The organism is Polaribacter sp. M10, assembly GCF_054968445.1.
Window position 1 is genome coordinate 442,314 of record NZ_JBSSBG010000001.1, and the last position, 23,714, is coordinate 466,027.

The 23,714-nt window shown below is 31.7% G+C and carries 37 protein-coding genes; 35 read left to right on the plus strand and 2 right to left on the minus strand.

Features of this window, described 5'->3' with window-relative positions:
* The first annotated feature begins 12 nt into the window (after positions 1-12).
* The 33 genes from rpsJ to ACWYN7_RS02000 all read left to right on the plus strand — a co-directional run bounded on the left by rpsJ (position 13) and on the right by ACWYN7_RS02000 (position 19,776).
* Complete coding sequence (rpsJ, locus tag ACWYN7_RS01840) at positions 13-318, plus strand: 30S ribosomal protein S10 (RefSeq protein WP_068363283.1); 306 nt, start codon at positions 13-15, stop codon at positions 316-318.
* Between the two features lie 369 nt (positions 319-687).
* A complete protein-coding gene (gene rplC, locus ACWYN7_RS01845) occupies positions 688-1,305 on the plus strand; it encodes a 50S ribosomal protein L3 (RefSeq protein ID WP_215992970.1) in 618 nt (205 codons plus the stop codon).
* Positions 1,305-1,934, plus strand: coding sequence for a 50S ribosomal protein L4 (gene rplD / locus ACWYN7_RS01850; RefSeq protein WP_462858146.1), 630 nt, complete (start codon positions 1,305-1,307; stop codon positions 1,932-1,934). Before rplC ends, rplD begins: the two co-directional genes overlap by 1 nt.
* A gap of 4 nt (positions 1,935-1,938) precedes the next feature.
* Positions 1,939-2,229, plus strand: coding sequence for a 50S ribosomal protein L23 (rplW, locus tag ACWYN7_RS01855; protein ID WP_459483796.1), 291 nt, complete (start codon positions 1,939-1,941; stop codon positions 2,227-2,229).
* Between the two features lie 11 nt (positions 2,230-2,240).
* Positions 2,241-3,065 carry a 50S ribosomal protein L2 gene (gene rplB, locus ACWYN7_RS01860; RefSeq protein ID WP_462858147.1) on the plus strand — a complete coding sequence of 275 codons (825 nt, stop codon included), beginning with the start codon at positions 2,241-2,243 and terminating at the stop codon, positions 3,063-3,065.
* 6 nt (positions 3,066-3,071) lie between these two features.
* The gene (gene rpsS / locus ACWYN7_RS01865) at positions 3,072-3,350 is read left to right on the plus strand and encodes a 30S ribosomal protein S19 (protein WP_015482224.1); all 279 of its coding nucleotides are present in this window, start codon (positions 3,072-3,074) and stop codon (positions 3,348-3,350) included.
* Between the two features lie 6 nt (positions 3,351-3,356).
* Positions 3,357-3,761 (plus strand): 50S ribosomal protein L22, encoded by a 405-nt coding sequence (rplV, locus tag ACWYN7_RS01870; RefSeq protein WP_397447313.1) that lies wholly within the window; start codon positions 3,357-3,359, stop codon positions 3,759-3,761.
* Positions 3,762-3,772: 11 nt separating this feature from the next.
* Positions 3,773-4,489, plus strand: a complete 717-nt coding sequence (rpsC, locus tag ACWYN7_RS01875; RefSeq protein WP_462858148.1) for a 30S ribosomal protein S3 — start codon at positions 3,773-3,775, stop codon at positions 4,487-4,489.
* 22 nt (positions 4,490-4,511) lie between these two features.
* Complete coding sequence (rplP, locus tag ACWYN7_RS01880) at positions 4,512-4,943, plus strand: 50S ribosomal protein L16 (RefSeq protein WP_068363304.1); 432 nt, start codon at positions 4,512-4,514, stop codon at positions 4,941-4,943.
* A gap of 11 nt (positions 4,944-4,954) precedes the next feature.
* Entirely contained in the window at positions 4,955-5,146 is a 192-nt protein-coding gene (rpmC, locus tag ACWYN7_RS01885) for a 50S ribosomal protein L29 (protein WP_015482228.1), read from the plus strand.
* A gap of 20 nt (positions 5,147-5,166) precedes the next feature.
* Positions 5,167-5,424, plus strand: a complete 258-nt coding sequence (gene rpsQ, locus ACWYN7_RS01890) for a 30S ribosomal protein S17 (protein ID WP_015482229.1) — start codon at positions 5,167-5,169, stop codon at positions 5,422-5,424.
* Between the two features lies 1 nt (position 5,425).
* Positions 5,426-5,794: a 50S ribosomal protein L14 gene (gene rplN / locus ACWYN7_RS01895; RefSeq protein WP_068363309.1), complete on the plus strand. Its 369-nt coding sequence runs from the start codon at positions 5,426-5,428 to the stop codon at positions 5,792-5,794.
* Between the two features lie 13 nt (positions 5,795-5,807).
* Positions 5,808-6,110 carry a 50S ribosomal protein L24 gene (gene rplX / locus ACWYN7_RS01900; protein WP_462858149.1) on the plus strand — a complete coding sequence of 101 codons (303 nt, stop codon included), beginning with the start codon at positions 5,808-5,810 and terminating at the stop codon, positions 6,108-6,110.
* A gap of 8 nt (positions 6,111-6,118) precedes the next feature.
* Positions 6,119-6,670 carry a 50S ribosomal protein L5 gene (gene rplE / locus ACWYN7_RS01905; protein ID WP_462858150.1) on the plus strand — a complete coding sequence of 184 codons (552 nt, stop codon included), beginning with the start codon at positions 6,119-6,121 and terminating at the stop codon, positions 6,668-6,670.
* Positions 6,671-6,673: 3 nt separating this feature from the next.
* Positions 6,674-6,943, plus strand: coding sequence for a 30S ribosomal protein S14 (gene rpsN, locus ACWYN7_RS01910; protein ID WP_462858151.1), 270 nt, complete (start codon positions 6,674-6,676; stop codon positions 6,941-6,943).
* 162 nt (positions 6,944-7,105) lie between these two features.
* Positions 7,106-7,504: a 30S ribosomal protein S8 gene (gene rpsH / locus ACWYN7_RS01915; protein WP_462858152.1), complete on the plus strand. Its 399-nt coding sequence runs from the start codon at positions 7,106-7,108 to the stop codon at positions 7,502-7,504.
* Positions 7,505-7,514: 10 nt separating this feature from the next.
* Positions 7,515-8,060, plus strand: coding sequence for a 50S ribosomal protein L6 (gene rplF, locus ACWYN7_RS01920; RefSeq protein ID WP_462858153.1), 546 nt, complete (start codon positions 7,515-7,517; stop codon positions 8,058-8,060).
* An 11-nt stretch (positions 8,061-8,071) separates the two neighbouring features.
* On the plus strand, positions 8,072-8,416 hold the full coding sequence (gene rplR, locus ACWYN7_RS01925; protein WP_462858154.1) for a 50S ribosomal protein L18: 345 nt from the start codon (positions 8,072-8,074) through the stop codon (positions 8,414-8,416).
* 3 nt (positions 8,417-8,419) lie between these two features.
* A complete protein-coding gene (gene rpsE / locus ACWYN7_RS01930; RefSeq protein ID WP_076686301.1) occupies positions 8,420-8,944 on the plus strand; it encodes a 30S ribosomal protein S5 in 525 nt (174 codons plus the stop codon).
* Positions 8,945-8,955: 11 nt separating this feature from the next.
* Positions 8,956-9,138, plus strand: coding sequence for a 50S ribosomal protein L30 (gene rpmD, locus ACWYN7_RS01935; RefSeq protein ID WP_068363336.1), 183 nt, complete (start codon positions 8,956-8,958; stop codon positions 9,136-9,138).
* A gap of 10 nt (positions 9,139-9,148) precedes the next feature.
* Positions 9,149-9,601, plus strand: a complete 453-nt coding sequence (gene rplO, locus ACWYN7_RS01940; RefSeq protein WP_462858155.1) for a 50S ribosomal protein L15 — start codon at positions 9,149-9,151, stop codon at positions 9,599-9,601.
* 13 nt (positions 9,602-9,614) lie between these two features.
* Positions 9,615-10,940 carry a preprotein translocase subunit SecY gene (secY, locus tag ACWYN7_RS01945; protein ID WP_462858156.1) on the plus strand — a complete coding sequence of 442 codons (1,326 nt, stop codon included), beginning with the start codon at positions 9,615-9,617 and terminating at the stop codon, positions 10,938-10,940.
* A gap of 1 nt (position 10,941) precedes the next feature.
* Complete coding sequence (gene infA, locus ACWYN7_RS01950) at positions 10,942-11,157, plus strand: translation initiation factor IF-1 (protein WP_068206835.1); 216 nt, start codon at positions 10,942-10,944, stop codon at positions 11,155-11,157.
* Positions 11,158-11,169: 12 nt separating this feature from the next.
* Positions 11,170-11,286 (plus strand): type B 50S ribosomal protein L36, encoded by a 117-nt coding sequence (gene ykgO, locus ACWYN7_RS01955; protein WP_004568720.1) that lies wholly within the window; start codon positions 11,170-11,172, stop codon positions 11,284-11,286.
* On the plus strand, positions 11,286-11,651 hold the full coding sequence (gene rpsM / locus ACWYN7_RS01960; RefSeq protein ID WP_462858157.1) for a 30S ribosomal protein S13: 366 nt from the start codon (positions 11,286-11,288) through the stop codon (positions 11,649-11,651). Before ykgO ends, rpsM begins: the two co-directional genes overlap by 1 nt.
* Before the next feature lie 85 nt (positions 11,652-11,736).
* Complete coding sequence (gene rpsK / locus ACWYN7_RS01965) at positions 11,737-12,120, plus strand: 30S ribosomal protein S11 (RefSeq protein ID WP_459483773.1); 384 nt, start codon at positions 11,737-11,739, stop codon at positions 12,118-12,120.
* Between the two features lie 139 nt (positions 12,121-12,259).
* Positions 12,260-12,865: a 30S ribosomal protein S4 gene (gene rpsD, locus ACWYN7_RS01970; RefSeq protein WP_462858158.1), complete on the plus strand. Its 606-nt coding sequence runs from the start codon at positions 12,260-12,262 to the stop codon at positions 12,863-12,865.
* 97 nt (positions 12,866-12,962) lie between these two features.
* A complete protein-coding gene (locus tag ACWYN7_RS01975; RefSeq protein ID WP_462858159.1) occupies positions 12,963-13,955 on the plus strand; it encodes a DNA-directed RNA polymerase subunit alpha in 993 nt (330 codons plus the stop codon).
* Positions 13,956-14,018: 63 nt separating this feature from the next.
* Positions 14,019-14,501 (plus strand): 50S ribosomal protein L17, encoded by a 483-nt coding sequence (gene rplQ / locus ACWYN7_RS01980; RefSeq protein ID WP_462858160.1) that lies wholly within the window; start codon positions 14,019-14,021, stop codon positions 14,499-14,501.
* Between the two features lie 151 nt (positions 14,502-14,652).
* Positions 14,653-15,771 carry a glutamine-hydrolyzing carbamoyl-phosphate synthase small subunit gene (gene carA / locus ACWYN7_RS01985; RefSeq protein ID WP_462858161.1) on the plus strand — a complete coding sequence of 373 codons (1,119 nt, stop codon included), beginning with the start codon at positions 14,653-14,655 and terminating at the stop codon, positions 15,769-15,771.
* A gap of 266 nt (positions 15,772-16,037) precedes the next feature.
* Positions 16,038-17,324: a phosphopyruvate hydratase gene (gene eno, locus ACWYN7_RS01990; protein WP_462858162.1), complete on the plus strand. Its 1,287-nt coding sequence runs from the start codon at positions 16,038-16,040 to the stop codon at positions 17,322-17,324.
* A gap of 172 nt (positions 17,325-17,496) precedes the next feature.
* Positions 17,497-18,783: a citrate synthase gene (locus tag ACWYN7_RS01995; protein WP_462858163.1), complete on the plus strand. Its 1,287-nt coding sequence runs from the start codon at positions 17,497-17,499 to the stop codon at positions 18,781-18,783.
* A gap of 78 nt (positions 18,784-18,861) precedes the next feature.
* On the plus strand, positions 18,862-19,776 hold the full coding sequence (locus ACWYN7_RS02000; protein ID WP_462858164.1) for a dimethylarginine dimethylaminohydrolase family protein: 915 nt from the start codon (positions 18,862-18,864) through the stop codon (positions 19,774-19,776).
* A 1-nt stretch (position 19,777) separates the two neighbouring features.
* Here ACWYN7_RS02000 and ACWYN7_RS02005 read toward each other — a convergent pair whose 3' ends face one another.
* Positions 19,778-20,236: a nuclear transport factor 2 family protein gene (locus ACWYN7_RS02005; protein WP_462858165.1), complete on the minus strand. Its 459-nt coding sequence runs from the start codon at positions 20,234-20,236 to the stop codon at positions 19,778-19,780.
* A gap of 141 nt (positions 20,237-20,377) precedes the next feature.
* Between ACWYN7_RS02005 and ctlX the strand changes: the two genes are divergently transcribed.
* Together ctlX and ACWYN7_RS02015 are read left to right on the plus strand one after the other, a co-directional pair.
* Positions 20,378-21,313 carry a citrulline utilization hydrolase CtlX gene (gene ctlX / locus ACWYN7_RS02010; RefSeq protein WP_462858166.1) on the plus strand — a complete coding sequence of 312 codons (936 nt, stop codon included), beginning with the start codon at positions 20,378-20,380 and terminating at the stop codon, positions 21,311-21,313.
* An 11-nt stretch (positions 21,314-21,324) separates the two neighbouring features.
* Positions 21,325-21,996 carry a PrsW family intramembrane metalloprotease gene (locus ACWYN7_RS02015; protein ID WP_462858167.1) on the plus strand — a complete coding sequence of 224 codons (672 nt, stop codon included), beginning with the start codon at positions 21,325-21,327 and terminating at the stop codon, positions 21,994-21,996.
* A gap of 38 nt (positions 21,997-22,034) precedes the next feature.
* Here the strand turns inward: ACWYN7_RS02015 and pafA are convergent, their stop codons facing one another.
* A complete protein-coding gene (gene pafA, locus ACWYN7_RS02020; protein ID WP_462858168.1) occupies positions 22,035-23,678 on the minus strand; it encodes an alkaline phosphatase PafA in 1,644 nt (547 codons plus the stop codon).
* Positions 23,679-23,714: the final 36 nt, after the last annotated feature.

The window sequence follows — 23,714 nt, forward strand, 5'->3', positions numbered from 1 at the left end:
AAATAATATAAGATGAGTCAAAAAATTAGAATAAAATTAAAGTCTTACGATTATAATTTAGTAGATAAATCTGCTGAAAAAATCGTAAAGACAGTAAAAAGTACTGGTGCTGTTGTAAACGGACCAATACCTTTACCAACACATAAGAAGATTTTTACAGTTTTACGTTCACCACACGTAAATAAAAAATCTAGAGAGCAATTTCAATTAGCTGCTTACAAAAGATTATTAGACATTTATAGTTCTTCTTCGAAAACTATTGATGCTTTAATGAAGCTTGAGTTACCAAGTGGTGTTGAAGTTGAGATTAAAGTGTAATGAAACTTAACTTTTCTTCAGAAAAGTTTGTAGTTGAATACATTCCGAACTAGATTCGGAATCTATTTCAAAATTAAAAAGTGTCTAACTTTCGGTTTAATTTTGTTAAACCGAAAGTTTTTTATACTTTTGCAACCCGAAATAGAGTAGGGTAAACTATTTTTTGATGTAAAAATCAATAATAGTCACATGTCCAGAGCGTTTCGCGAAGGAAAAACGGAAAAACAAAATCAGCGTTGAATTTGTTTGCGCTGTTTTTTTTTTAAGTGAAATTTGAAGGATTAAAAGTGAAACAACTGTTTCAAAACAAATAATTATTAATAATAGACGCGCTGGATAAATATATCTATCGTCTAAAATTTTAACTAAATGTCTGGGTTAATAGGTAGAAAAATTGGAATGACCAGCTTATTCGACGAAAATGGGAAGAATATTCCTTGTACAGTAATCGAAGCAGGTCCTTGCGTTGTTACCCAAGTCAGAACCGAAGAGGTTGACGGATACAATGCGTTGCAACTTGGTTTCGATGACAAAAAGGCGAAGAGTTCTAACAAAGCGTTAGATGGTCACTTTAAAAAAGCTGGCACCACTGCTAAGAAAAAAGTCGTTGAATTCCAAGGGTTTGAAGAAGAGTATAAATTAGGAGATGCTATTACTGTAGAGCATTTTGAAGAAGGCGAATTCGTTGATGTATCAGGTGTGTCTAAAGGTAAGGGTTTTCAAGGTGTTGTAAAACGTCACGGTTTTGGTGGTGTTGGTCAAGCAACTCACGGTCAGCATAACCGTTTAAGAGCTCCTGGTTCAATTGGTGCTGCATCTTATCCTGCAAGAGTATTCAAAGGAATGCGTATGGCAGGAAGAATGGGTGGAGAAAAAGTGAAAGTACAAAACTTAAAGGTATTAAAAGTAGTTGCTGAAAAGAACTTACTTGTTGTTAAAGGAGCTATTCCTGGACACAAAAATGCTTTTGTAACTATTCAGAAATAATGGAATTAGCAGTTTTAGATATTACAGGAAAAGATACAGGTAGAAAGGTTGAGCTTTCTAGTGATGTATTTGGTATAGAGCCTAATGATCATGCAATTTATTTAGATGTTAAACAGTACTTGGCTAACCAACGTCAAGGTACTCACAAGTCTAAGGAAAGAGCAGAAATTACTGGTTCTACAAGAAAGATAAAAAAACAAAAAGGAACTGGTACTGCAAGAGCAGGTTCTATCAAGTCTGGTGTTTTTAGAGGTGGAGGTCGTATGTTCGGTCCAAGACCAAGAAATTATTCTTTTAAATTAAACAAGAACTTAAAGCGTTTAGCACGTAAGTCTGCTTTAAGTATTCAAGCAAATGATAATAATTTAGTAGTAATCGAAGATTTAAACTTCGATACTCCAAAGACTAAAAACTTTGTAGAAGTTTTAAAAGCTTTAGAATTAGATGCTAAAAAATCATTATTTGTTTTAGGTAATGATAATGCAAATGTGTATTTATCATCACGTAATTTAAAAAATTCTAAAGTGGTAAAAGCTTCAGAAATTAATACTTATGGTGTTTTAAATGCTAATAAAGTGGTAATTACTGAAAGTTCTTTAGAGGGAATTAATTCAAATTTAAGCAAATAGGGATATGAGTATTTTAATTAAACCTATTATTACGGAAAAAGCAACAAACGATAGCGAATTATATAATCGTTATGCATTTGTTGTAGATAAAAAAGCTAATAAAATAGAAATTAAAGATGCTGTAGAAGCAACTTATGGAGTTTCTATTTCAAGCGTAAAAACTTTAAATTATCCAATTCAAAGAAATACTAAGTTTACTAAAAAAGGTTTAGTAACTGGTGTTAAAAGTGGATATAAAAAAGCGATTGTGCAGTTAGCAGATGGAGAAAGTATTGATTTTTATAACAATCTTTAAGAAAAGACAGAATGTCAGTTAGAAAATTAAAACCAATAACACCAGGTCAGCGTTTTAGAGTTGTAAATGGGTTCGACACCATAACAACTGATAAGCCGGAAAAGTCATTATTGGCACCGAAAAAAAGATCTGGAGGTCGAAACAATCAAGGTAGAATGACAACTCGTAATATTGGAGGTGGTCATAAACAAAGATATCGTATTATCGATTTTAAAAGAGATAAGAATGATATGCCTGCAACAGTAAAAACTATTGAGTACGATCCAAATCGTACTGCATTTATTGCTTTACTTAGTTATGCTGATGGTGAAAAACGTTATGTAATTGCTCAAAACGGTTTAAAAGTAGGTCAAACTATTGTATCAGGTAGTGGTGTAGCTCCAGAAATTGGAAATGCTATGCCTTTAAGTGAAATTCCTTTAGGAACAACTATTTCTTGTATAGAATTGCACCCAGGTCAAGGAGCTGTTATGGCTCGTTCTGCTGGTTCTTTTGCTCAATTAATGGCAAGAGATGGTAAATATGCAACAGTTAAATTACCTTCAGGAGAAACAAGATTAATTCTTTTAACTTGTTCTGCTACTATTGGAGTTGTTTCTAATTCTGATCATCAATTATTAGTATCTGGTAAAGCAGGTAGAAGAAGATGGTTAGGTAGAAGACCTAGAGTAAATGCTGTAAGAATGAATCCAGTTGATCACCCAATGGGTGGTGGTGAAGGTCGTTCTTCAGGAGGTCATCCAAGATCTAGAAATGGTATACCTGCTAAAGGTTATAAAACTAGATCTAAGACTAAAGCTAGTAATAAGTATATTATAGAACGTAGAAAGAAATAATAAGTTATGGCAAGATCATTAAAAAAAGGACCTTACGTTCACTATAAATTAGAGAAAAAAGTGTTAGCTAATGTAGAAGCTGGTAACAAAACTGTAATTAAAACTTGGTCTAGAGCAAGTATGATTACTCCAGATTTTGTAGGACAAACGATTGCTGTTCATAATGGACGTCAGTTTGTACCAGTTTATGTTACAGAAAACATGGTAGGGCATAAATTAGGCGAATTTTCACCAACTCGTTCTTTTAGAGGACACGCTGGTGCAAAAAATAAAGGAAAAAAATAGTAGGAAATGGGAGTTCGTAAAAAAAATATGGCAGATCAGTTAAAAGCAGATAGAAAGCAACGTGCTTTCGCTAAGCTTACTAACTGTCCTACATCACCAAGAAAAATGCGTTTAGTAGCAGATCAGGTAAGAGGAGTAGAAGTTGAAAAAGCTTTACAAATCTTAAAGTTTAGCCCTAAAGAAGCATCTATCAACTTAGAGAAATTGTTATTGTCTGCAATTGCAAACTGGCAAGCTAAAAATGAAGATGCATCTATAGAAGACGCAGGTTTATATGTTAAGTCTATTTGTGTAGACAGCGCAGGAATGTTAAAAAGGTTAAGACCAGCTCCACAAGGACGTGCTCATAGAATTCGTAAGCGTTCTAATCACGTTACTTTAGAGTTAGGTAGCAAAAATTTAAGTAATTAATCAAAGTAGAAATGGGACAAAAAACTAATCCAATAGGAAATCGTTTAGGAATCATCAGAGGTTGGGAATCTAACTGGTATGGTGGAAATGACTACGGAGATAAAATTGCTGAAGATGATAAGATAAGAAAGTATATTAATGCTAGATTATCTAAAGCAAGTGTTTCTAGAGTAATTATTGAGCGTACGCTTAAACTTGTAACTGTAACTATTACTACTGCACGTCCAGGTATCATTATCGGTAAAGGTGGTCAAGAAGTAGATAAGTTAAAAGAAGAACTTAAAAAAATTACAGGTAAAGAAGTTCAAATTAATATTTTCGAAATAAAACGTCCTGAATTAGATGCAAAATTAGTTGCAACTAGTGTAGCACGTCAAATAGAAAATAGAATTTCTTATAAGAGAGCTATCAAAATGGCTATTCAAGCAACTATGAGAATGAATGCTGAAGGAATTAAAATCCAAATTTCAGGTCGTTTAAATGGTGCAGAAATGGCACGTTCAGAGCATTTTAAAGAAGGTAGAATTCCGCTATCTACTTTTAGAGCTGATATTGATTATGCACTTGTAGAGGCTCATACTACTTATGGAAGATTAGGTGTAAAAGTATGGATCATGAAGGGTGAAGTTTATGGTAAAAGAGAATTATCTCCATTAGTTGGCTTGTCTAAAAAGCAAGGTGGTAAAGGTGGTGAAAGATCTAAACGTGGACCTCGTAGAAGAAAATAATTTTTAAAATTAGAAATTAAAAATGTTACAGCCAAAAAGAGTAAAATACCGTAAGGTACAGAAGGGCAAGGGAAATATGTCTGGTAATTCTCAAAGAGGAAATCAACTTTCTAATGGGATGTTTGGTATTAAATCCATAGATCAGAACTTATTAACTTCTCGTCAAATAGAGGCAGCTCGTATTGCAGCAACGCGTCATATGAAAAGAGAAGGTCAATTATGGATTAAAATATTTCCAGATAAACCTATTACCAAAAAACCTTTAGAGGTACGTATGGGTAAGGGTAAAGGAGCACCAGATCATTTTGTTGCAGTTATTAAACCAGGTAGAATTTTGTTTGAAGTTGGTGGTGTACCAATGCACGTAGCAAAAGAAGCTTTACGTTTAGCAGCTCAAAAACTTCCAGTAAAAACGAAGTTTGTAATAGCAAGAGATTTTGATATTAACGCATAATTCTAAATACAATGAAACAATCAGAAATAAAAGAATTATCTACAGCAGATCTTAATGAGAAGTTGGTAGCGTTGCAAAAGAATTATACCGATCTTAAGATGGCTCACGCAATAACTCCTATGGAGAATCCATTGCAGTTGAGAAGCTTAAGAAGAACTGTAGCAAGAATTGCAACAGAATTAACAAAAAGAGAATTACAATAATTCTATAGTCAGTTTTAAAGATGGAAAAAAGAAATCTTAGAAAAGAGAGAATTGGTGTTGTTTCTAGTAGCAAAATGGAGAAATCTATTGTTGTATCAGAAACGAAGAGAGTAAAGCACCCAATGTACGGTAAATTCGTTTTAAAAACGAAAAAGTATGTTGCACACGACGAACAGAATGATTGCAACGAAGGAGATACTGTAAGGATAATGGAAACTAGACCTATGAGTAAATCTAAACGTTGGAGATTAGTAGAAATCCTAGAAAGAGCTAAATAATATGTTACAGACAGAATCAAGATTAAAAGTAGCAGATAATACTGGAGCTAAAGAAGTTTTGGTAATTAGAGTTTTAGGAGGAACAAAAAAACGTTACGCAAGTATTGGAGACAAGATTGTGGTATCTGTTAAAGCTGCAACTCCTAACGGAACTGTAAAAAAAGGTCAAGTATCTAGAGCAGTTGTTGTAAGAACAAAAAAAGAAGTTAGACGTAAAGACGGATCATACATTAGATTTGATGATAACGCTTGTGTACTTTTAAATCCTACAGAGGAAATGAGAGGAACTCGTGTATTTGGTCCTGTAGCTCGTGAACTTCGTGAGAAACAATTCATGAAAATAGTATCATTAGCACCTGAAGTGCTTTAAATCGTTATATAAGATGAAGAAGTTCAAATTAAAATCAGGAGATACTGTAAAAGTAATTGCAGGTGACAACAAAGGATCTGAAGGTAAAGTTTTACAAATTATCAAGGATAAAGATAGAGTAATAGTAGAAGGTGTAAACTTAGTATCTAAGCATACAAAACCTAGTGCTCAAAATCCTCAAGGTGGTATTGTAAAAAAAGAAGCATCATTACACATTTCTAATGTTATGTTAGTAGAAGATGGTGTTGCTGTAAGAGTTGGTTATAATGTTGATGGAGATACTAAAACTAGAATCTCTAAAAAAACTAAAAAATAGTAGTAATCATGAGTTACGTACCAAGATTAAAAGCAGAATACAAAGAAAGAGTTATAAAAACTCTTACTGAAGAATTCAGTTATAAGAATGTAATGCAAGTACCTAAATTAGAAAAAATAGTGGTTTCTAAAGGAGTTGGTGCTGCAATAGCAGATAAGAAATTAATAGATTATGCTGTAGAAGAATTGACTAAAATTACAGGTCAAAAAGCAATTTCTACAATGTCTAAGAAAGATGTTGCATCATTTAAATTACGTAAAGGAATGCCAATTGGTGTAAAAGTTACGTTAAGAGGTGATAAAATGTACGAATTCTTAGATAGATTAGTTACTGCATCTTTACCACGTGTTAGAGATTTTAACGGTATAAAAGCTAATGGATTTGACGGAAGAGGTAATTACAACTTAGGTATTACTGAACAAATTATCTTTCCAGAGATTAATATTGACCAAGTGAAAAAAATTAACGGTATGGATATTACATTTGTAACATCTGCAAATACTGATAAAGAAGCTAAGTCATTATTAGGAGAATTAGGTTTACCATTCAAAAAAAATTAAGAAATGGCTAAAGAATCAATGAAAGCTCGCGAACGTAAAAGAGCAAAAACAGTTGCAAAATATGCAGAAAAGAGAAAAGCTTTAAAAGAAGCTGGAGACTATGAAGCATTGCAAAGATTACCAAAAAACGCTTCACCAATTAGAATGCACAACAGATGTAAACTAACAGGTCGTCCAAAAGGATATATGAGACAATTTGGTATTTCTCGTGTAACATTTAGAGAAATGGCAAATCAAGGATTAATACCAGGTGTTAAAAAAGCTAGTTGGTAGAAATCTAATTAAAACCTCAATTATAAAAATAGAATGTGTATCTTTGCACGCTCTATTTTTTTGAGTAAAAAGAATTTTAACTGATTATAGGTTCATTTATCACAGAGAAATCTGTAGCATAAATAGAGGTATTTGAAAACCGTAATCGCAATTTAAATAAATATGTATACAGATCCAATCGCGGATTTTCTTACTAGAGTAAGAAATGCAATCGCAGCAGGACACAGAGTAGTAGAAGTGCCAGCTTCGAACTTGAAGAAGGCAATGACTAAGATTTTGTTTGATCAAGGGTATATTTTAAGTTACCAGTTCAATGACAATAAAGTGCAAGGAACTATCAAGATAGCTTTAAAATATGACAAAGACACAAAAGAGTCAGTAATTAGAAAAATTCAACGAATCAGTACACCTGGTTTACGTAAATACGTTGGTTCTACAGAGATGCCAAGAGTATTAAACGGACTTGGTATTGCTATTGTTTCTACATCTAAAGGTGTAATGACAAACAAAAAAGCACGTCAAGAAAATGTTGGAGGAGAAGTTTTATGTTACGTTTATTAAATCTTGAAAGATGAGTAGAATTGGAAAAAACCCAGTTAGCATCGCACAAGGTGTAGATGTAAACATTAAAGAAAACGTAATCACTGTTAAAGGGAAATTAGGAGAATTATCTCAAACAATTTCAGAAGGAATTTCAGTGAAAATAGAAGATGCAACTATTACTTTAGATAGAGCATCAGAAAGTAAAGACCATAAAGCACAACATGGTTTAATGAGAGCTTTAATCGCTAATATGATTGAAGGTGTTTCTAAAGGATGGACGAAAGAATTGGAATTGGTAGGTGTAGGTTATAGAGCATCAAACCAAGGTCAAAAATTAGACTTAGCTTTAGGTTTCTCTCATAATATTGTTTTAAACTTAGCTCCAGAAGTAAAAGTTGAAACTGTATCAGAGAAAGGGAAAAACCCAATCATTAAATTAACTTCTTTTGATAAACAATTAGTTGGTCAAGTAGCTGCAAAGATTCGTTCTTTCAGAACTCCAGAGCCATATAAAGGTAAAGGTGTTAAGTTTGTTGGTGAAGTATTAAGAAGAAAAGCAGGTAAATCTGCATAAGATATAGCATTATGGCATTATCAAAATTACAGAGAAGAGCTAGAATTAAGCGTAGAATCAGAAAGATTATTTCTGGTACTCCTACTAAACCAAGATTATCGGTTTATAGAAGTAATAAAGAAATTTACGCTCAGTTAGTAGATGATATAAACGGAGTTACATTAGCTTCTGTATCATCTAGAGATATAAAAGCAGCTACAAAAGCAGAAGCAGCATTAGCTGTAGGTAAAGGAATTGCTGAAAAAGCAATTAAAGCAGGAGTAGAAACAGTTGCTTTCGATAGAAATGGTTATTTATACCATGGTAGAGTTAAAGTATTAGCAGACGCTGCAAGAGAAGCTGGTTTAAAATTTTAAGAAATTATGCAAGGTTATAAAAACGTAGAAAGAGTTAAGCCAAGTGGATTAGAGCTTGTAGATAGATTAGTTGGTGTACAACGTGTAACTAAAGTAACAAAAGGTGGTAGAGCATTCGGTTTTTCTGCTATTGTTGTTGTTGGTGATGGTAATGGAGTTGTTGGTCACGGATTAGGAAAATCTAAAGATGTGTCATCGGCTATTGCAAAAGCAGTAGAAGATGCTAAGAAAAATTTAGTAAGAATACCAATTTTAGAAGGTACTTTACCTCACGAACAAAAAGGTAAATTTGGTGGTGCAAAAGTATTCATCAAACCAGCTTCTCCTGGTACAGGGGTTATTGCTGGTGGTGCAGTTCGTGCAGTATTAGAGTCTGTGGGTGTACACGATGTATTATCTAAATCTCAAGGATCTTCTAACCCTCACAATGCAGTAAAAGCAACTTTCGATGCTTTATTACAATTACGTAGTGCTGCTGCAATTGCGAAACAAAGAGGTGTTTCTTTAGAAAAAGTATTTAACGGATAAATCTAAGAACGATGGCAAAAATTAAAGTTACACAAGTAAAAAGTCAAATCGGGCGTCTTAAGAATCAAAAAAGAACTTTAGAGGCATTAGGTTTACGTAGATTAAACCAAACAGTTGAGCACGAGGCAACTCCTTCGATTGTTGGTATGGTAAATAAAGTTTCACATTTAGTTTCTGTAGAGGAATTAAAATAAGATATTTAAAATGAGTAGTTTACATAACTTAACACCAGCAGAAGGATCTGTTAAAAAAGAGAAAAGAATCGCACGTGGTGAAGGTTCTGGTCATGGAGGTACTTCTACAAGAGGTCACAAAGGGGCAAAATCTCGTTCAGGTTATTCTAGAAAAATCGGTTTTGAAGGTGGGCAAATGCCACTTCAAAGACGTGTGCCAAAATTTGGTTTCACAAACATTAACCGTAAAGAATATCAAGGAATCAACTTAGATAAGTTACAAGCTTTAGTTGATAGTGGAAAGATAACTGATACAGTAAATTTAGATATTTTAGTTGCTAATAGATTAGCAGGTAAAAACGACCTAGTTAAAATTTTAGGTGGTGGAGAATTAAAAGCTAAATTAAACATAACTGTACATAAATATACAGCATCAGCAAAGGCAGCTATTGAAGCAGCTGGAGGAGAAGCTGTAACTTTATAACATCCCGAAAAAGATGAATTTAATTAATAAATTAAAAGAGATTTTTAGTATTGAAGAATTAAAAAATAAAATTCTTCTAACTATCGGTTTAATTGCTGTTTATCGTTTTATGGCTTCAGTTCCGTTACCAGGAATTGATCCATTACAATTAGCAGCGTTAAAAGATAGTACTTCAGGTGGTCTTTTAGGATTATTGAATGCATTTACAGGGGGGGCATTTGCTAGAGCGTCTGTAATGGCACTTGGTATTATGCCTTATATTTCTGCATCTATTGTAGTTCAATTAATGGGAATTGCTGTTCCTTATTTACAGAAATTACAAAAAGATGGAGAAAGTGGACGTAAGAAAATTACACAAATTACAAGATGGTTAACAATCGGTATTACTTTGGTACAAGCACCAACGTATATTACTGCTATTAAAACTCAATTCGGTTTAGGTCCAGAAGCTTTTTTAGTGCCTGGCGTTACTTTTTGGGTTTCATCAATCATCATCCTTACAGCAGGTACAATTTTTGCAATGTGGTTAGGAGAGCGTATTACAGATAAAGGAGTTGGTAATGGTATATCATTATTAATTACTGTTGGTATTATCGCTAATTTTCCAGCTGCATTTTTACAAGAATTTGTTGCAAAAACAACAAATGCTGGTGCAGGAGGTATAATGATGATCTTAATAGAAATCATTGTATGGTTTGTAGTAATTTTATTATCTGTATTATTAGTAACTGCGGTTCGTAAGATTGCAGTACAATATGCTAGAAGAACAGTTGCAGGTAACATACAAAATGTTGCAGGTGGTTCAAGAGATTATATTCCTCTTAAATTAAACGCAGCAGGTGTTATGCCAATTATTTTTGCACAAGCAATTATGTTTTTACCAGTTGCTTTGGCACAAAGGTTTCCGTTTATGGAAAGTTTACAAGACATAAATGGATTTGGTTACAACCTTATCTTTGCTTTATTAATTATCATTTTTAGTTATTTCTATACCGCTATTACTATTCCTACGAATAAAATGGCAGATGATTTAAAAAGAAGTGGTGGTTTTATACCAGGAATTAGACCAGGTAAAGACACTGCAGATCGATTAGATTCTGTATTATCTAGAATTACATTCCCAGGATCTATCTTTTTGGCAGCATTATCAATTTTGCCAGCTGTTGTAGTTCAGTTTGGTGTACAACAGAGTTGGGCAATGTTTTATGGTGGTACATCATTAATCATTATGGTTGGTGTTGCAATTGATACATTACAACAAATAAATTCATATTTATTAAATCGTCATTATGATGGTTTAATGAAACCAGGAAATAGTAACAGAAAATCGAATAAGTAAAATGGCTAAACAACCCGCAATTCAACAAGATGGAACAATAACAGAAGCATTATCTAATGCAATGTTTCGTGTAGAATTAGAAAACGGACATATTGTAACGGCTCACATTTCAGGAAAAATGCGTATGCATTATATAAAATTATTACCAGGTGATAAGGTAAAATTAGAAATGAGTCCTTACGATTTAACAAAAGCAAGAATTACTTACAGATACTAAAAAAATACACAGATGAAAGTTAGAGCATCAGTTAAAAAAAGAAGTGCCGACTGCAAAATAGTACGCAGAAAAGGTAGATTATATGTAATTAATAAACAAAATCCTAGATTTAAACAAAGACAAGGGTAATGGCAAGAATAGCAGGTATTGATATTCCAAAGAATAAAAGAGGAGTTATTGCTTTAACTTACATCTTTGGTATAGGAAACAGTAGAGCTAAAGAAATTTTAGCAAACGCAAAAGTTGACGAAAGTATTAAAGTTCAAGATTGGACTGATGATCAAATCGCAGCAATTAGAGAGCAAGTAGGAACTTTTACTATTGAAGGTGAATTACGTTCAGAAGTTCAAATAAACATCAAACGTTTGATGGATATTGGATGTCAAAGAGGAATCCGTCACAGAATGGGATTACCTTTAAGAGGTCAAAGAACAAAAAACAACTCTCGTACTAGAAAAGGTAAGAGAAAAACAGTAGCTAACAAGAAAAAATAAGTTAGTTGATTAACCTAGTTATGGTTTAGTGTGCCGTTTTTATAAAAAACAATTTACTAAACAGATTAACTAAACATTTATTATTATGGCAAAAGCAAGTTCAAAAAAACGTAAAGTAATTATTGATGCAATTGGAGAAGCGCACGTAACAGCATCTTTCAATAACATCATTATATCTTTAACAAATAAAAGAGGAGACGTAATTTCATGGTCATCTGCAGGTAAAATGGGTTTTAGAGGTTCTAAAAAGAATACTCCTTATGCAGCTCAATTAGCAGCAGAAGATTGTGCAGCAGTAGCTAAAGAAGCAGGTTTACGTAAAGTAAAAGTTTATGTAAAAGGACCAGGTAATGGTAGAGAATCTGCAATTAGATCTATTCATAATGCAGGTATCGAAGTTACAGAAATTATTGATGTAACTCCTATTCCTCACAATGGATGTCGTCCACCTAAAAGAAGAAGAGTATAATTTGAATTTTATTCAAATTAGATGCTGAACTAGTTTCAGCATCTTCTTATTACAATAAATATTATATTTTAACTTGATAGGATTCAGATTAGCGAAGGATAAGCCTTAATTCATAATCCCTATTTATAACACAAACAAAATGGCAAGATATACAGGACCAAAAACTAAAATTGCTCGTAAATTTGGTGAAGCAATTTTTGGCGAAGACAAAAACTTCGAAAAAAGAAATTTTCCTCCAGGACAGCATGGTAATGCTAGAAGAAGAGGGAAAAAATCTGAATATGCTACTCAATTAATGGAGAAGCAAAAAGCTAAATATACCTACGGTATTTTAGAGCGTCAATTCAGTAACTTATTTAAAAAAGCGTCAGCATCTCAAGGAATTACTGGTGAAATCCTTTTACAATTATGTGAATCTCGTTTAGATAACGTTGTTTACAGAATGGGAATTTCTAATTCTAGAAGTGGAGCTCGTCAATTAGTTTCTCACAGACACATTACTGTTAACGGAGAAATCGTTAACATACCTTCTTATAGCTTAAAAGATGGTGATGTTGTTGCTGTAAGAGAAAAATCGAAGTCTTTAGTAGCTATCGAAGATGCATTAGCATCTAATAACAATGTTTACGAATGGTTAACTTGGAATAACGACACTAAATCTGGAACTTTTGTAAAAGCACCAGAAAGATTACAGATTCCAGAAAACATCAAAGAACAATTAATAGTAGAATTATATTCTAAATAATAATTTAATCATATTGGTATTTGGCCAAAGGGTTTATTCGTATTTCTTCACACTTATAAACCGCGCAACCAACTAACAATTAAAACGAAGAAAAACAATGGCAATTTTAAATTTTCAGAAACCAGATAAAGTAATTATGATTGAATCTACCGATTTTAAAGGTAGATTTGAATTCAGACCATTAGAGCCAGGTTTTGGTTTAACTGTGGGTAATGCTTTAAGAAGAGTATTATTATCATCTTTAGAAGGTTTTGCAATTACATCATTAAGAGTAGATGGTGTAGAGCACGAGTTTTCTACAGTTCCTGGAATTGTAGAAGATGTTACAGAAATTATCTTAAACTTAAAACAAGTTCGTTTTAAGAAACAAATAGATGAAACTGATAGAGAAACTGTTTCTGTTTCAGTATCTGGTCAAGAGCAGTTTACTGCTGGCGATTTACAGAAATTTATTTCTGGTTTTCAAGTATTAAACCCAGATTTAGTAATTTGTAACATGGATAAATCTGTAAAATTAAATGCAGAAATTACCATAGAAAAAGGTAGAGGATTTGTACCTGCAGAAGAAAACAAAAAAGCTTCTGCACCAATTGGTACAATCTTTACAGATTCTATCTACACACCAATTAAGAATGTAAAATATGCAATTGAAAATTTTCGTGTAGAGCAAAAAACGGATTATGAAAAATTAGTTTTCGATATCGATACTGATGGATCAATCAATCCAAAAGACGCATTAACTGAAGCTGCAAAAATATTAATCCACCACTTTATGTTATTCTCTGATGAGCGTATCACTTTAGAGGCAGATGAAATTGCACAAACAGAAACATATGATGAAGAATCATTACATATGCGTCAATTATTAAAAACTAGATTAATCGATATGGATTTATCTGTTAGAGCTTTAAATTGTTTAAAAGCTGCAGAAGTAGATACATTAGGAGATTTAGTTTCTTTTAACAAAAGCGATTTAATGAAGTTTAGAAACTTTGGTAAAAAATCATTAACAGAACTAGAAGAACTAGTAATTGTTAAAGGTTTAAGTTTCGGAATGGATTTAACAAAATACAAATTAGATAGAGATTAACCTTTCATATTTTGCTCCTCAAAAAGGGTAGATGCAAGATGAAAGCCTAAAACAAACGTCACAATGAGACACGGAAAAAAACACAATCATTTAGGTAGAAAAACAGCGCACAGAAAAGCGATGTTAGCTAATATGGCTTGTTCTTTAATAGAACACAAACGTATTAACACTACAGTTGCTAAAGCAAAAGCTTTAAGAGTTTTTGTAGAGCCATTAATTACTAAATCTAAGTCAGATACAACTCACAATAGACGTGTTGTATTCTCTTATCTACGTGATAAATATGCGGTTACTGAACTTTTTAGAGAAGTATCTGTAAAAGTAGCAGACAGACCAGGTGGTTATGTACGTATAATCAAATTAGGAAATCGTCAAGGTGATAACGCACCAATGGCAATGGTAGAATTAGTTGATTATAACGAAATTTACAATCCTAAAGGTAAAAAAGCTAAGAAAACTACTCGTAGAAGTAGAAGAGGAGGTTCTAAAACAGAAGCTACTGCTCAAGTAGAAGAAACTTCAACTGAAGAAAAATCAGAAGAATAAAAAATGAAAATTTTTTAGTTTAAATATTTTAAAAGGGATAGGCATTTATGTTTATCCCTTTTTTATTGTCAACAAAAACTAATAACTCTTTGACTTTTAAAAAGACCATAATTCTTATTTTTGCAAAGTCAGAAAAATTATCTTAACAAGAATGAAATATCAACAAAGAAAGAAAGCACTAGTATTATTAGCAGACGGAACAATTTTCTATGGAAAATCTGTTGGAATAGAAGGGACTTCAACTGGAGAAATCTGTTTTAATACAGGTATGACAGGTTACCAAGAAATATTTACAGATCCATCTTATTTTGGTCAACTAATGGTGGCAACAAATGCACACATTGGTAACTATGGTGTAAATAATGAAGAAGTAGAATCTGATGGAATTAAAATTGCAGGTTTAATTTGTAGAAATTTTAGCTTTACCCATTCACGTGTAGATTCTGATGGTAATCTAAAAGATTGGTTTGCAAAACATAACTTAGTTGCAATTTCTGATGTAGATACTAGAGCTTTGGTATCTTACATAAGAGATAATGGAGCAATGAATGCAATTATTTCTACTGAGGTTGATAATATTGATGCTCTTAAAGAACAATTAGCAGCTGTACCAAGTATGGAAGGTTTAGAATTAGCATCTAAAGTATCTACAAAAGAGCCATATTTTATTGGTGATGAAAATGCAGATCTTAAAATATCTGCTTTAGATATTGGTATTAAAAAGAACATTTTAAGAAATTTAGCAAAAAGAGGAGCCTACATAAAAGTATTCCCTTATAATTCTAGCTTTTCAGATTTAGAAGCATTTAATCCTGATGGATATTTTATTTCTAACGGACCTGGAGATCCAGAGCCTTTAGTAGAAGCGCAAGAAGTAGCTAAAGAAATTATCCAAAGAAACTTACCATTATTTGGTATCTGTTTAGGGCATCAAGTAATTGCCTTATCACAAAATATTTCTACCTACAAAATGCACAATGGTCATAGAGGTATTAATCATCCAGTTAAAAATTTATTAACTGGTAAAGGAGAAATTACATCCCAAAACCATGGTTTTGCTATTAATAGAGAAGAAACTGAAGAAAATGAGAATGTAGAAATTACACATGTTCATTTAAACGATCATACAGTTGCAGGTATTCGTATAAAAGATAAGAACGCTTTTTCAGTGCAATATCACCCAGAAGCAAGTCCTGGACCACATGATTCTGAATATTTATTCGACCAATTTATAGAGAACATTAAAGCCTCTAAAAAAGTTTTGTCGTAACTTTTGTGCAGATGGTCTATTGTTAACAGTTATTTATCTATATTATGATTGTTAAAACAAACATTTGAATTATATTTGAACCGTGGTTGAGAAATCACATTCTTTTTCATAGCAATTTTCCCACTCAGTTTTCTGAGTGGGTTTTTTATTTTAATAATAGCAAACGTTTTCGTAATTAATCAAAATCATTTTATAATTAACTTGTTACATTTTCGTAAATTAGCACTATAATAAAAGTTTTAATTAATTAAACAAACATCATAAAAATGAGCATTATTATTAGCGTTCACGCACGTCAAATTTTTGATTCAAGAGGTAACCCAACTGTAGAAGTAGATGTAACTACTGAAAATGGGATTTTAGGTAGAGCTGCAGTACCATCTGGAGCATCTACAGGAGAACATGAAGCAGTAGAATTAAGAGATGGAGGAAAAGATTATATGGGTAAAGGAGTCTTAAAAGCTGTAGATAATGTAAATAACATTATTGCAGAAGAACTTTTAGGAGTTTCTGTTTTTGAACAAAATGCAATAGATCAATTAATGATTGATTTAGATGGTACTCCAAATAAATCTAAATTAGGTGCTAACGCTATTTTAGGTGTTTCATTAGCTGCTGCAAAGGCTGCTGCAAACGAATTAGGAATGCCTTTATACAGATACGTAGGTGGTGTTTCTGCAAATACTTTACCAGTACCAATGATGAACATCATTAACGGTGGTTCTCATTCAGATGCTCCAATTGCTTTTCAAGAATTTATGGTAATGCCAGTAAAAGCAGAAACTTTTACAGAAGCTATGAAAATGGGTTCTGAAATTTTCCATAATTTAAAGAAAGTTTTACACGATAGAAATTTATCTACTGCTGTAGGTGATGAAGGAGGTTTTGCACCAACTTTAGAAGGTACAGAAGATGCAATCGAAACTATTGCTTTAGCTGTAGAAAATGCAGGATATTCTTTTGGAGACGAAGTTAAAATTGCTTTAGATTGTGCTGCAGCTGAGTTTTATGTTGATGGAGCTTATGATTACACTAAATTTGAAGGTAGCAAAGGAATGGTTAGAACTAGCCAAGAACAAGCAGATTATTTAGCAGAATTAGCAGCCAAATATCCTATTATTTCTATCGAAGATGGTATGGATGAAAATGACTGGGAAGGATGGAAATATTTAACCGAAAAAATTGGAGATAAAGTACAATTAGTTGGTGATGATTTATTTGTTACTAATGTAGAGCGTTTGTCTAGAGGAATCGAAAACGGAATAGCAAACTCTATCTTAATTAAAGTAAACCAAATAGGTTCTTTAACAGAAACAATTGCTGCTGTAAATATGGCTAAAAATGCAGGTTTTACATCTGTAATGTCTCACAGATCAGGAGAAACTGAAGATAATACAATTGCAGATTTAGCAGTTGCGTTAAATTGTGGACAAATAAAAACAGGTTCTGCTTCACGTTCAGATAGAATGGCTAAATACAATCAATTGTTAAGAATTGAAGAAGAATTAGCAGAAACAGCTTATTTTCCAAAAGAAAAAGCGTTTAAAATTTAAGAAGATTTATTTCTTTATGATAAAAAACCTTACTTTTTTAGTAAGGTTTTTGTTTTTTTAGTACATCTGCTTAATCGATTAACCTTATTTGTTAATATCAAAAATCTATAAAGTTCATTCTTAAAAATCCTTATTAATTTGGTATATTCGCAAAAACAAAAATCATTACTAAATGTCAGATACTGCTAAATTACAAATAGCCAATAATACGTACGAGTTTCCTTTAGTAAAAGGAACAGAAAATGAAGTAGCCATCAATATTAAAACATTAAGAGCTGCAACAAATGGAGTTATTACAATAGATCCAGGTTATAAAAACACAGGTTCTTGTGAAAGTGCTATTACTTTTTTAGATGGTGAAAAAGGTATTTTAAGATACAGAGGATACCCAATTGAAGAATTAGCTGAAAAAGCAGATTTCTTAGAAGTATCTTATGCTTTAATTTTTGGTGATTTACCAAACAAAGAACAATTAGAAAAATTTCATGCAGACATTAGAGAACATTCTTTAGTAGATGATGATGTTAGAAAGATTTTAGAAGCATTTCCAAAGAATGCGCATCCAATGGGGGTTTTGTCTTCTTTAACAAGTGCATTAACTGCGTTTAATCCAGTTTCTGTAAACATAGAATCTAGAGAAGATATGTACAAAGCTATTGTTAGAATTATGGGTAAATTCCCTGTTTTAGTAGGTTGGACAATGCGTAAGAGTAAAGGGATGCACCTAAACTATGGTAAAAAATCTTTAGGTTATGTAGAAAACATCATGTATTTGATGTTTAAACAACCAAATGAGGATTTTAAATTGAATCCAATTATTAAAAATGCATTAGATAAATTATTAATCTTACACGCAGATCATGAGCAAAACTGTTCTACATCCACAGTAAGAATAGTAGGTTCTTCTCATGCAGGATTATTTGCATCATTATCCGCAGGAATTTCTGCACTTTGGGGTCCTTTACATGGTGGAGCAAACCAAGCTGTTTTAGAAATGTTAGAAGCAATTAAAGCAGATGGTGGAGATACTAAAAAATATATGGCAAAAGCCAAAGATAAAAACGATCCTTTTCGTTTAATGGGCTTTGGGCATAGAGTATATAAAAACTTCGATCCAAGAGCAAAAATTATTAAATCTGCTGCAGATGAAGTTTTAAATGATTTAGGTGTAAATGATCCTATTTTAGACATTGCTAGAAGTTTAGAACAAGAAGCATTAAACGATCCTTATTTTGTAGAAAGAAAATTATATCCAAACGTAGATTTCTATTCAGGTATAATTTACAGAGCTATGGGTATTCCTGTAGAAATGTTTACGGTAATGTTTGCCTTAGGACGTTTACCAGGATGGATTGCACAATGGAAAGAAATGCGTCTTAAAAAAGAACCAATAGGTAGACCACGTCAAATCTATACAGGAGAAACAGAAAGACCTTTTGTAGAGTGTAAAAATAGATAATAGTTAATAGTATTATTTTATATAAAATTTAAAAGCTTCATAATGTAAATTATGAAGCTTTTTTTATAGATTTGATGTATGATAAAACTAAATGTAAATAACGAAACTTCTAGACTAAGAGCAGTTGTTTTAGGAACAGCAGTAAGTAATGGAGGTGTTCCGAATGTTAAAGATTGTTACGATCCTAAAAGTATAGAACATGTTATAGCTGGTACTTATCCTAAAGAAGAGGATATGATTAGAGAAATGGAAGAAGTTGCCAACGTTTTAGAAAAATACGATGTAAAAGTATTTAGACCAGAAGTTATAGAGAATTACAATCAAATATTTTCTAGAGATATCGCTTTTGTAATTGAAGATAAATTTATTGAGGCTAATATTTTACCAGATAGAGAAAGAGAATACAAAGCTATCGAAAACGTTATATCGCAAATAAATCCAGAAAATATAATTGTTTTACCAAAAGAATGCCATGTAGAAGGTGGTGATGTTATGCCTTGGAATGATTATATATTTGTTGGTACTTATACAGGTGATGATTATCCAGATTTTATTACTGCTCGTACCAACAAAGCAGCTGTTTTAGAACTTCAAAAATTATTTCCTCATAAAACTGTCAAATCATTTGAATTAAGAAAATCGAATACAATTGCTAAAGACAATGCACTTCATTTAGATTGCTGTTTTCAACCCATAGGAAAAAACAAAGCCATCATCCATAAAAATGGATTTTTAATAGAAGAAGAATACAACTGGTTAGTAAATTTTTTCGGAAAAGAAAATGTTTTTGAAATTACTAAAGACGAAATGTATAACATGAATAGTAATGTGTTTTCTATTTCTGAAGAAGTAATTATTTCTGAGAAAAATTTTACAAGATTAAATACCTGGTTAAGAGCACAAGGTTTTATTGTAGAAGAAGTACACTATGCTGAAATAGCCAAACAAGAAGGTTTATTGCGTTGTTCTACAATGCCTTTAATTAGAGATTAATTTACCATTTTGTTTTATCAACAGCCATGGTATGGTTTGCAACTAGAATACATTTTCCATCCTTTTCTGCATAGGTTCGCATAAAATGATAAATTACTGGTTTTGCATCTATGGTTTTTTGTACTACAGTAAACCCGGTAACAACACCAGTTTTATGATACACAATTGTAGAAACATCCTCAGTAGTTCTAGAATAAGAGTATTTTACTTTATTTTTTAAATACCTTTTTGCTCTATTAATTACAGCCTGTTTATCATCTATCGTTTTTGCGTTATTATGTATCCAAACAAAATCTTTAGCTAGGGTTGTTTTAAAAAAATCGACATTAGAATTCATCTGTGCTTTTTCCCAAGCCAAATCAATTTTTTTAAGTTGATTTGTTGATAAACAGTGTTCTTGAGCAATTATAGTATTCATAGAAATGCAAACAAACAAGACAAAAAGATTAAAAATTTTCATATCAATTTTTTTCAGATTAGATTGTTAAAATAAGATGATGTACAAGTTAATTTTTTATAAGTTTACACACAAATAAAATTTATTTTAAGCAATGAATTTGTATTGTAAAAAAGCCTAATTTTACTTTTTTAATTTCATAATATGCAACAAACTACAAATACCATTTTAATGGTTCGTCCTGTTAATTTTAGGATGAATGAGCAAACTGCTGTAAACAATTATTATCAAGAAGAACTCGATTTAAAGAATTCTGAAATCAATAAAAAAGCACAAAAAGAGTTTGATGATTATGTAAATACGTTAAAAAGTTATGGTGTAAATGTAGTTGTAGTTTCTGATACCAAAGATTTTGATACACCAGATTCTATTTTTCCAAACAATTGGATTTCTTTTCATGCAGATGGTACAGTTGCCATTTACCCAATGTTTGCAGAAAATAGACGTTTAGAAAGAAGAGAAGATGTTCTAGAAGAATTAGAAAATCAGGGTTTTTTAATAGATAATATTGTTGACTATACAAGTGCTGAAGAAGATAATATCTTTCTAGAAGGCACAGGAAGTATGATTTTAGATCGAGAAAATAAAAAAGCATATTGTGCTTTATCACCAAGAGCAGACGAAGAATTATTCATAGAATTTTGTGAAGATTTTGAATATACACCTATTATTTTTACAGCAAATCAAACTGTTAACAATAAAAGAGAAGCCATTTATCATACCAATGTTATGATGTGTGTAGCAGAAACTTTTGCAGTAGTTTGTTTGGCTTCTATAGATGATAAAAAAGAACGTAAAAATCTTTTAAAACACCTAAAAGAAGATAAAAAACAAGTCATAGATATTACTGAAGAACAAGTAACTCATTTTGCTGGCAATATGTTACAAGTAAGAGGTAAAAACAATGAACGCTTTTTAGTAATGAGTCAAGCTGCAAATGATTGCTTAACTGACAGCCAAAGAGCTAAAATTAACAATCATTGTAAAATTATATCGAGTTCTTTGCAAACTATAGAAACTTGTGGAGGAGGAAGTGCACGTTGTATGATGGCTGAAGTTTTTTTACCTAAAGCACAGTAAAATAGTATAAAATGAATTTGTTAATACTTGCTATTGCACCAGTAATGATTGTAATTGTTTTTATCTATATAAAAGATAAATTCGAAAAAGAACCCATTCTTTTTTTACTGAAAAACTTTTTATTAGGGGCAATTGTAAGTGTATTTGTAACGCTACTTTTAGGCGCAGTTGCCAATTCAATTTTTCCTGTCACAGACCCAACAAATCTAATACAACAATTTGTAAAAGCATTTTTTGTTGTAGCGTTAGTAGAAGAATTTTCTAAATATATAATTGTAAAATTTTATGCTCAAAAAAATGCTGAGTTTAACGAGCCTTTTGATGGTATTGTTTATGCTGTAATGGTTTCTATGGGTTTTGCAGCTTTAGAAAATGTTTTATACGTATATCAATATGGTTTTAATACAGGTTTATTAAGGGCTTTTACAGCTGTACCAGCGCATGCAACTTTTGGTATTTTGATGGGATATTTTATGGGAAAATCAAAATTTTCGAATCAAAAGATAAAGTACAATTTATTAGGTTTAGCAATTGCTACAATATTTCATGGAGCTTATGATTTCTTTCTGTTTATCAACTTTATACCAGGCATGATTGTTGGTGCAATAGCATCGTTAATTATAGGAATTATTTTGGCAAATAAGGCCATAAAAAAACATCAATTAAGTTCTCATTTTAGATAAACTTAATTGATGTTTAAGAGTTAAGTTTTACGGTATTTTTATTTTAAAGCTTCATCTACAATTTTACCAGAAGCAGAATTTGGTGCTTCAATTTTAAGCAAGTTGGCAATTGTTGGTGCAATATCTGTAATATGATAACGCTTTTTAGATACACCTTGTTTAATTCCATTTCCATAAAATAAAATAGGAACGTGCGTGTCATAAGAATAACCAGAACCATGAGAGGTTCCTGTTCTACCACTAGTTAAAGTTGCAGGAAAAGGAACCATCAGTACATCTCCAGAAAACTTTTGATTATAACCATTTTGTAGAGAATTCATAATACCTTCAGTAAATTGTGTTGTCTGTAAAGTTTTTGCAGTTACCGCTTTATAAATACCTTTAAAGCTTACAATTTCTTCGGCAATTTTATCAGCAACTTTATTTTTGTCTAAACCTAAAGATTCAATTTTCTTTTTATCTAAAAAGATTTGATAATTAGATACATTTTCTATCAATTCTTTAGAGTTAAAATACTTTTGAGTAATTGATAAAATATCATCTCTAAATTGCTTTGTGTCTAAATAATGCGCAGGAATTTTTAATGATTGCAAATAGGCAGGTACATTAACTACAGCATGATCTGCTGTAAGAAAAACAGTGTATTTGTCTGTTCCAATTTGTTGATCTAAAAAAGAAAATAAATCTGCCAAATCTTTGTCTAAACGTAAATAAGTATCTTCAATTTCTTTTGATGCTGGCCCAAATTGATGACCAACATAATCTGTAGATGAATAACTAACAGCTAAAAAGTCGGTATAATTACTTTTACCTAAATTTTCGCCAATAATTGCAGCTTTGGCAAAATCTGTTGTAAAAGAATTACCAGCTGGTATACCTTTTAAAATATCTAAATTTCCGTTTTTATCTTTAATGTTTGGTATGTCATGAGGAAAAGCTGTGGTTGTTTCGCCATTAAACTTTTTTTCATAAATATTATCATCAACAATACTATTTGTATATGTATTAATGTCATAAAGTGTGGTCCATGGAGTTTTTAAATACTCTTCTGCTTTATTCGTATTGTTAAAATCTACAACCCATTTTGGTAATGCATCCATATAGAAAGAAGACGAAATAAAATTACCTTTATCTTTACCATAATACCAATAAGCTGCATTTGCAGTATGGCCTGCAGGTAAAACAGCAGATCTGTCTTTTATGGCAATTCCAATGGTTTTACCGTTCATGTTTTGTGCAAGCTTCAATTGATCTGTAACAGTAGTAGTTTGCATTCTGTAAGGAGATTTTCTACCATCATTACTGTCATTGCCAATGGTTTTGTAATTGGCATCATCTACACAATAAATAGATTTTTTTAAAAACTTGTCGTACCAATTATTACCTATAATTCCATGGTTAGTTGGCGTTGTTCCTGTATAAATAGAAGTATGACCTACTGCTGTATATGTAGGTATTAAATTGTAATGTGCGTTCTCTAAAGAGAATCCTTGGTTTAAAAGTCTTTTAAAACCATTTTCTGAGTACCTGTCATAAAAACGGGTTAAATAGTCATAACGCATTTGGTCTACTACAATTCCTACAACTAGTTTTGGTTTTGCTTGCGTTTGTTCTGTTTTTCTTTGATTACATCCGATGATAAAAACAATCGAAAATAATAAAGGGATAATATTTTTTTTCATAAAAAAAGTTTACTTAATTAATTTTTCAAAATTAAT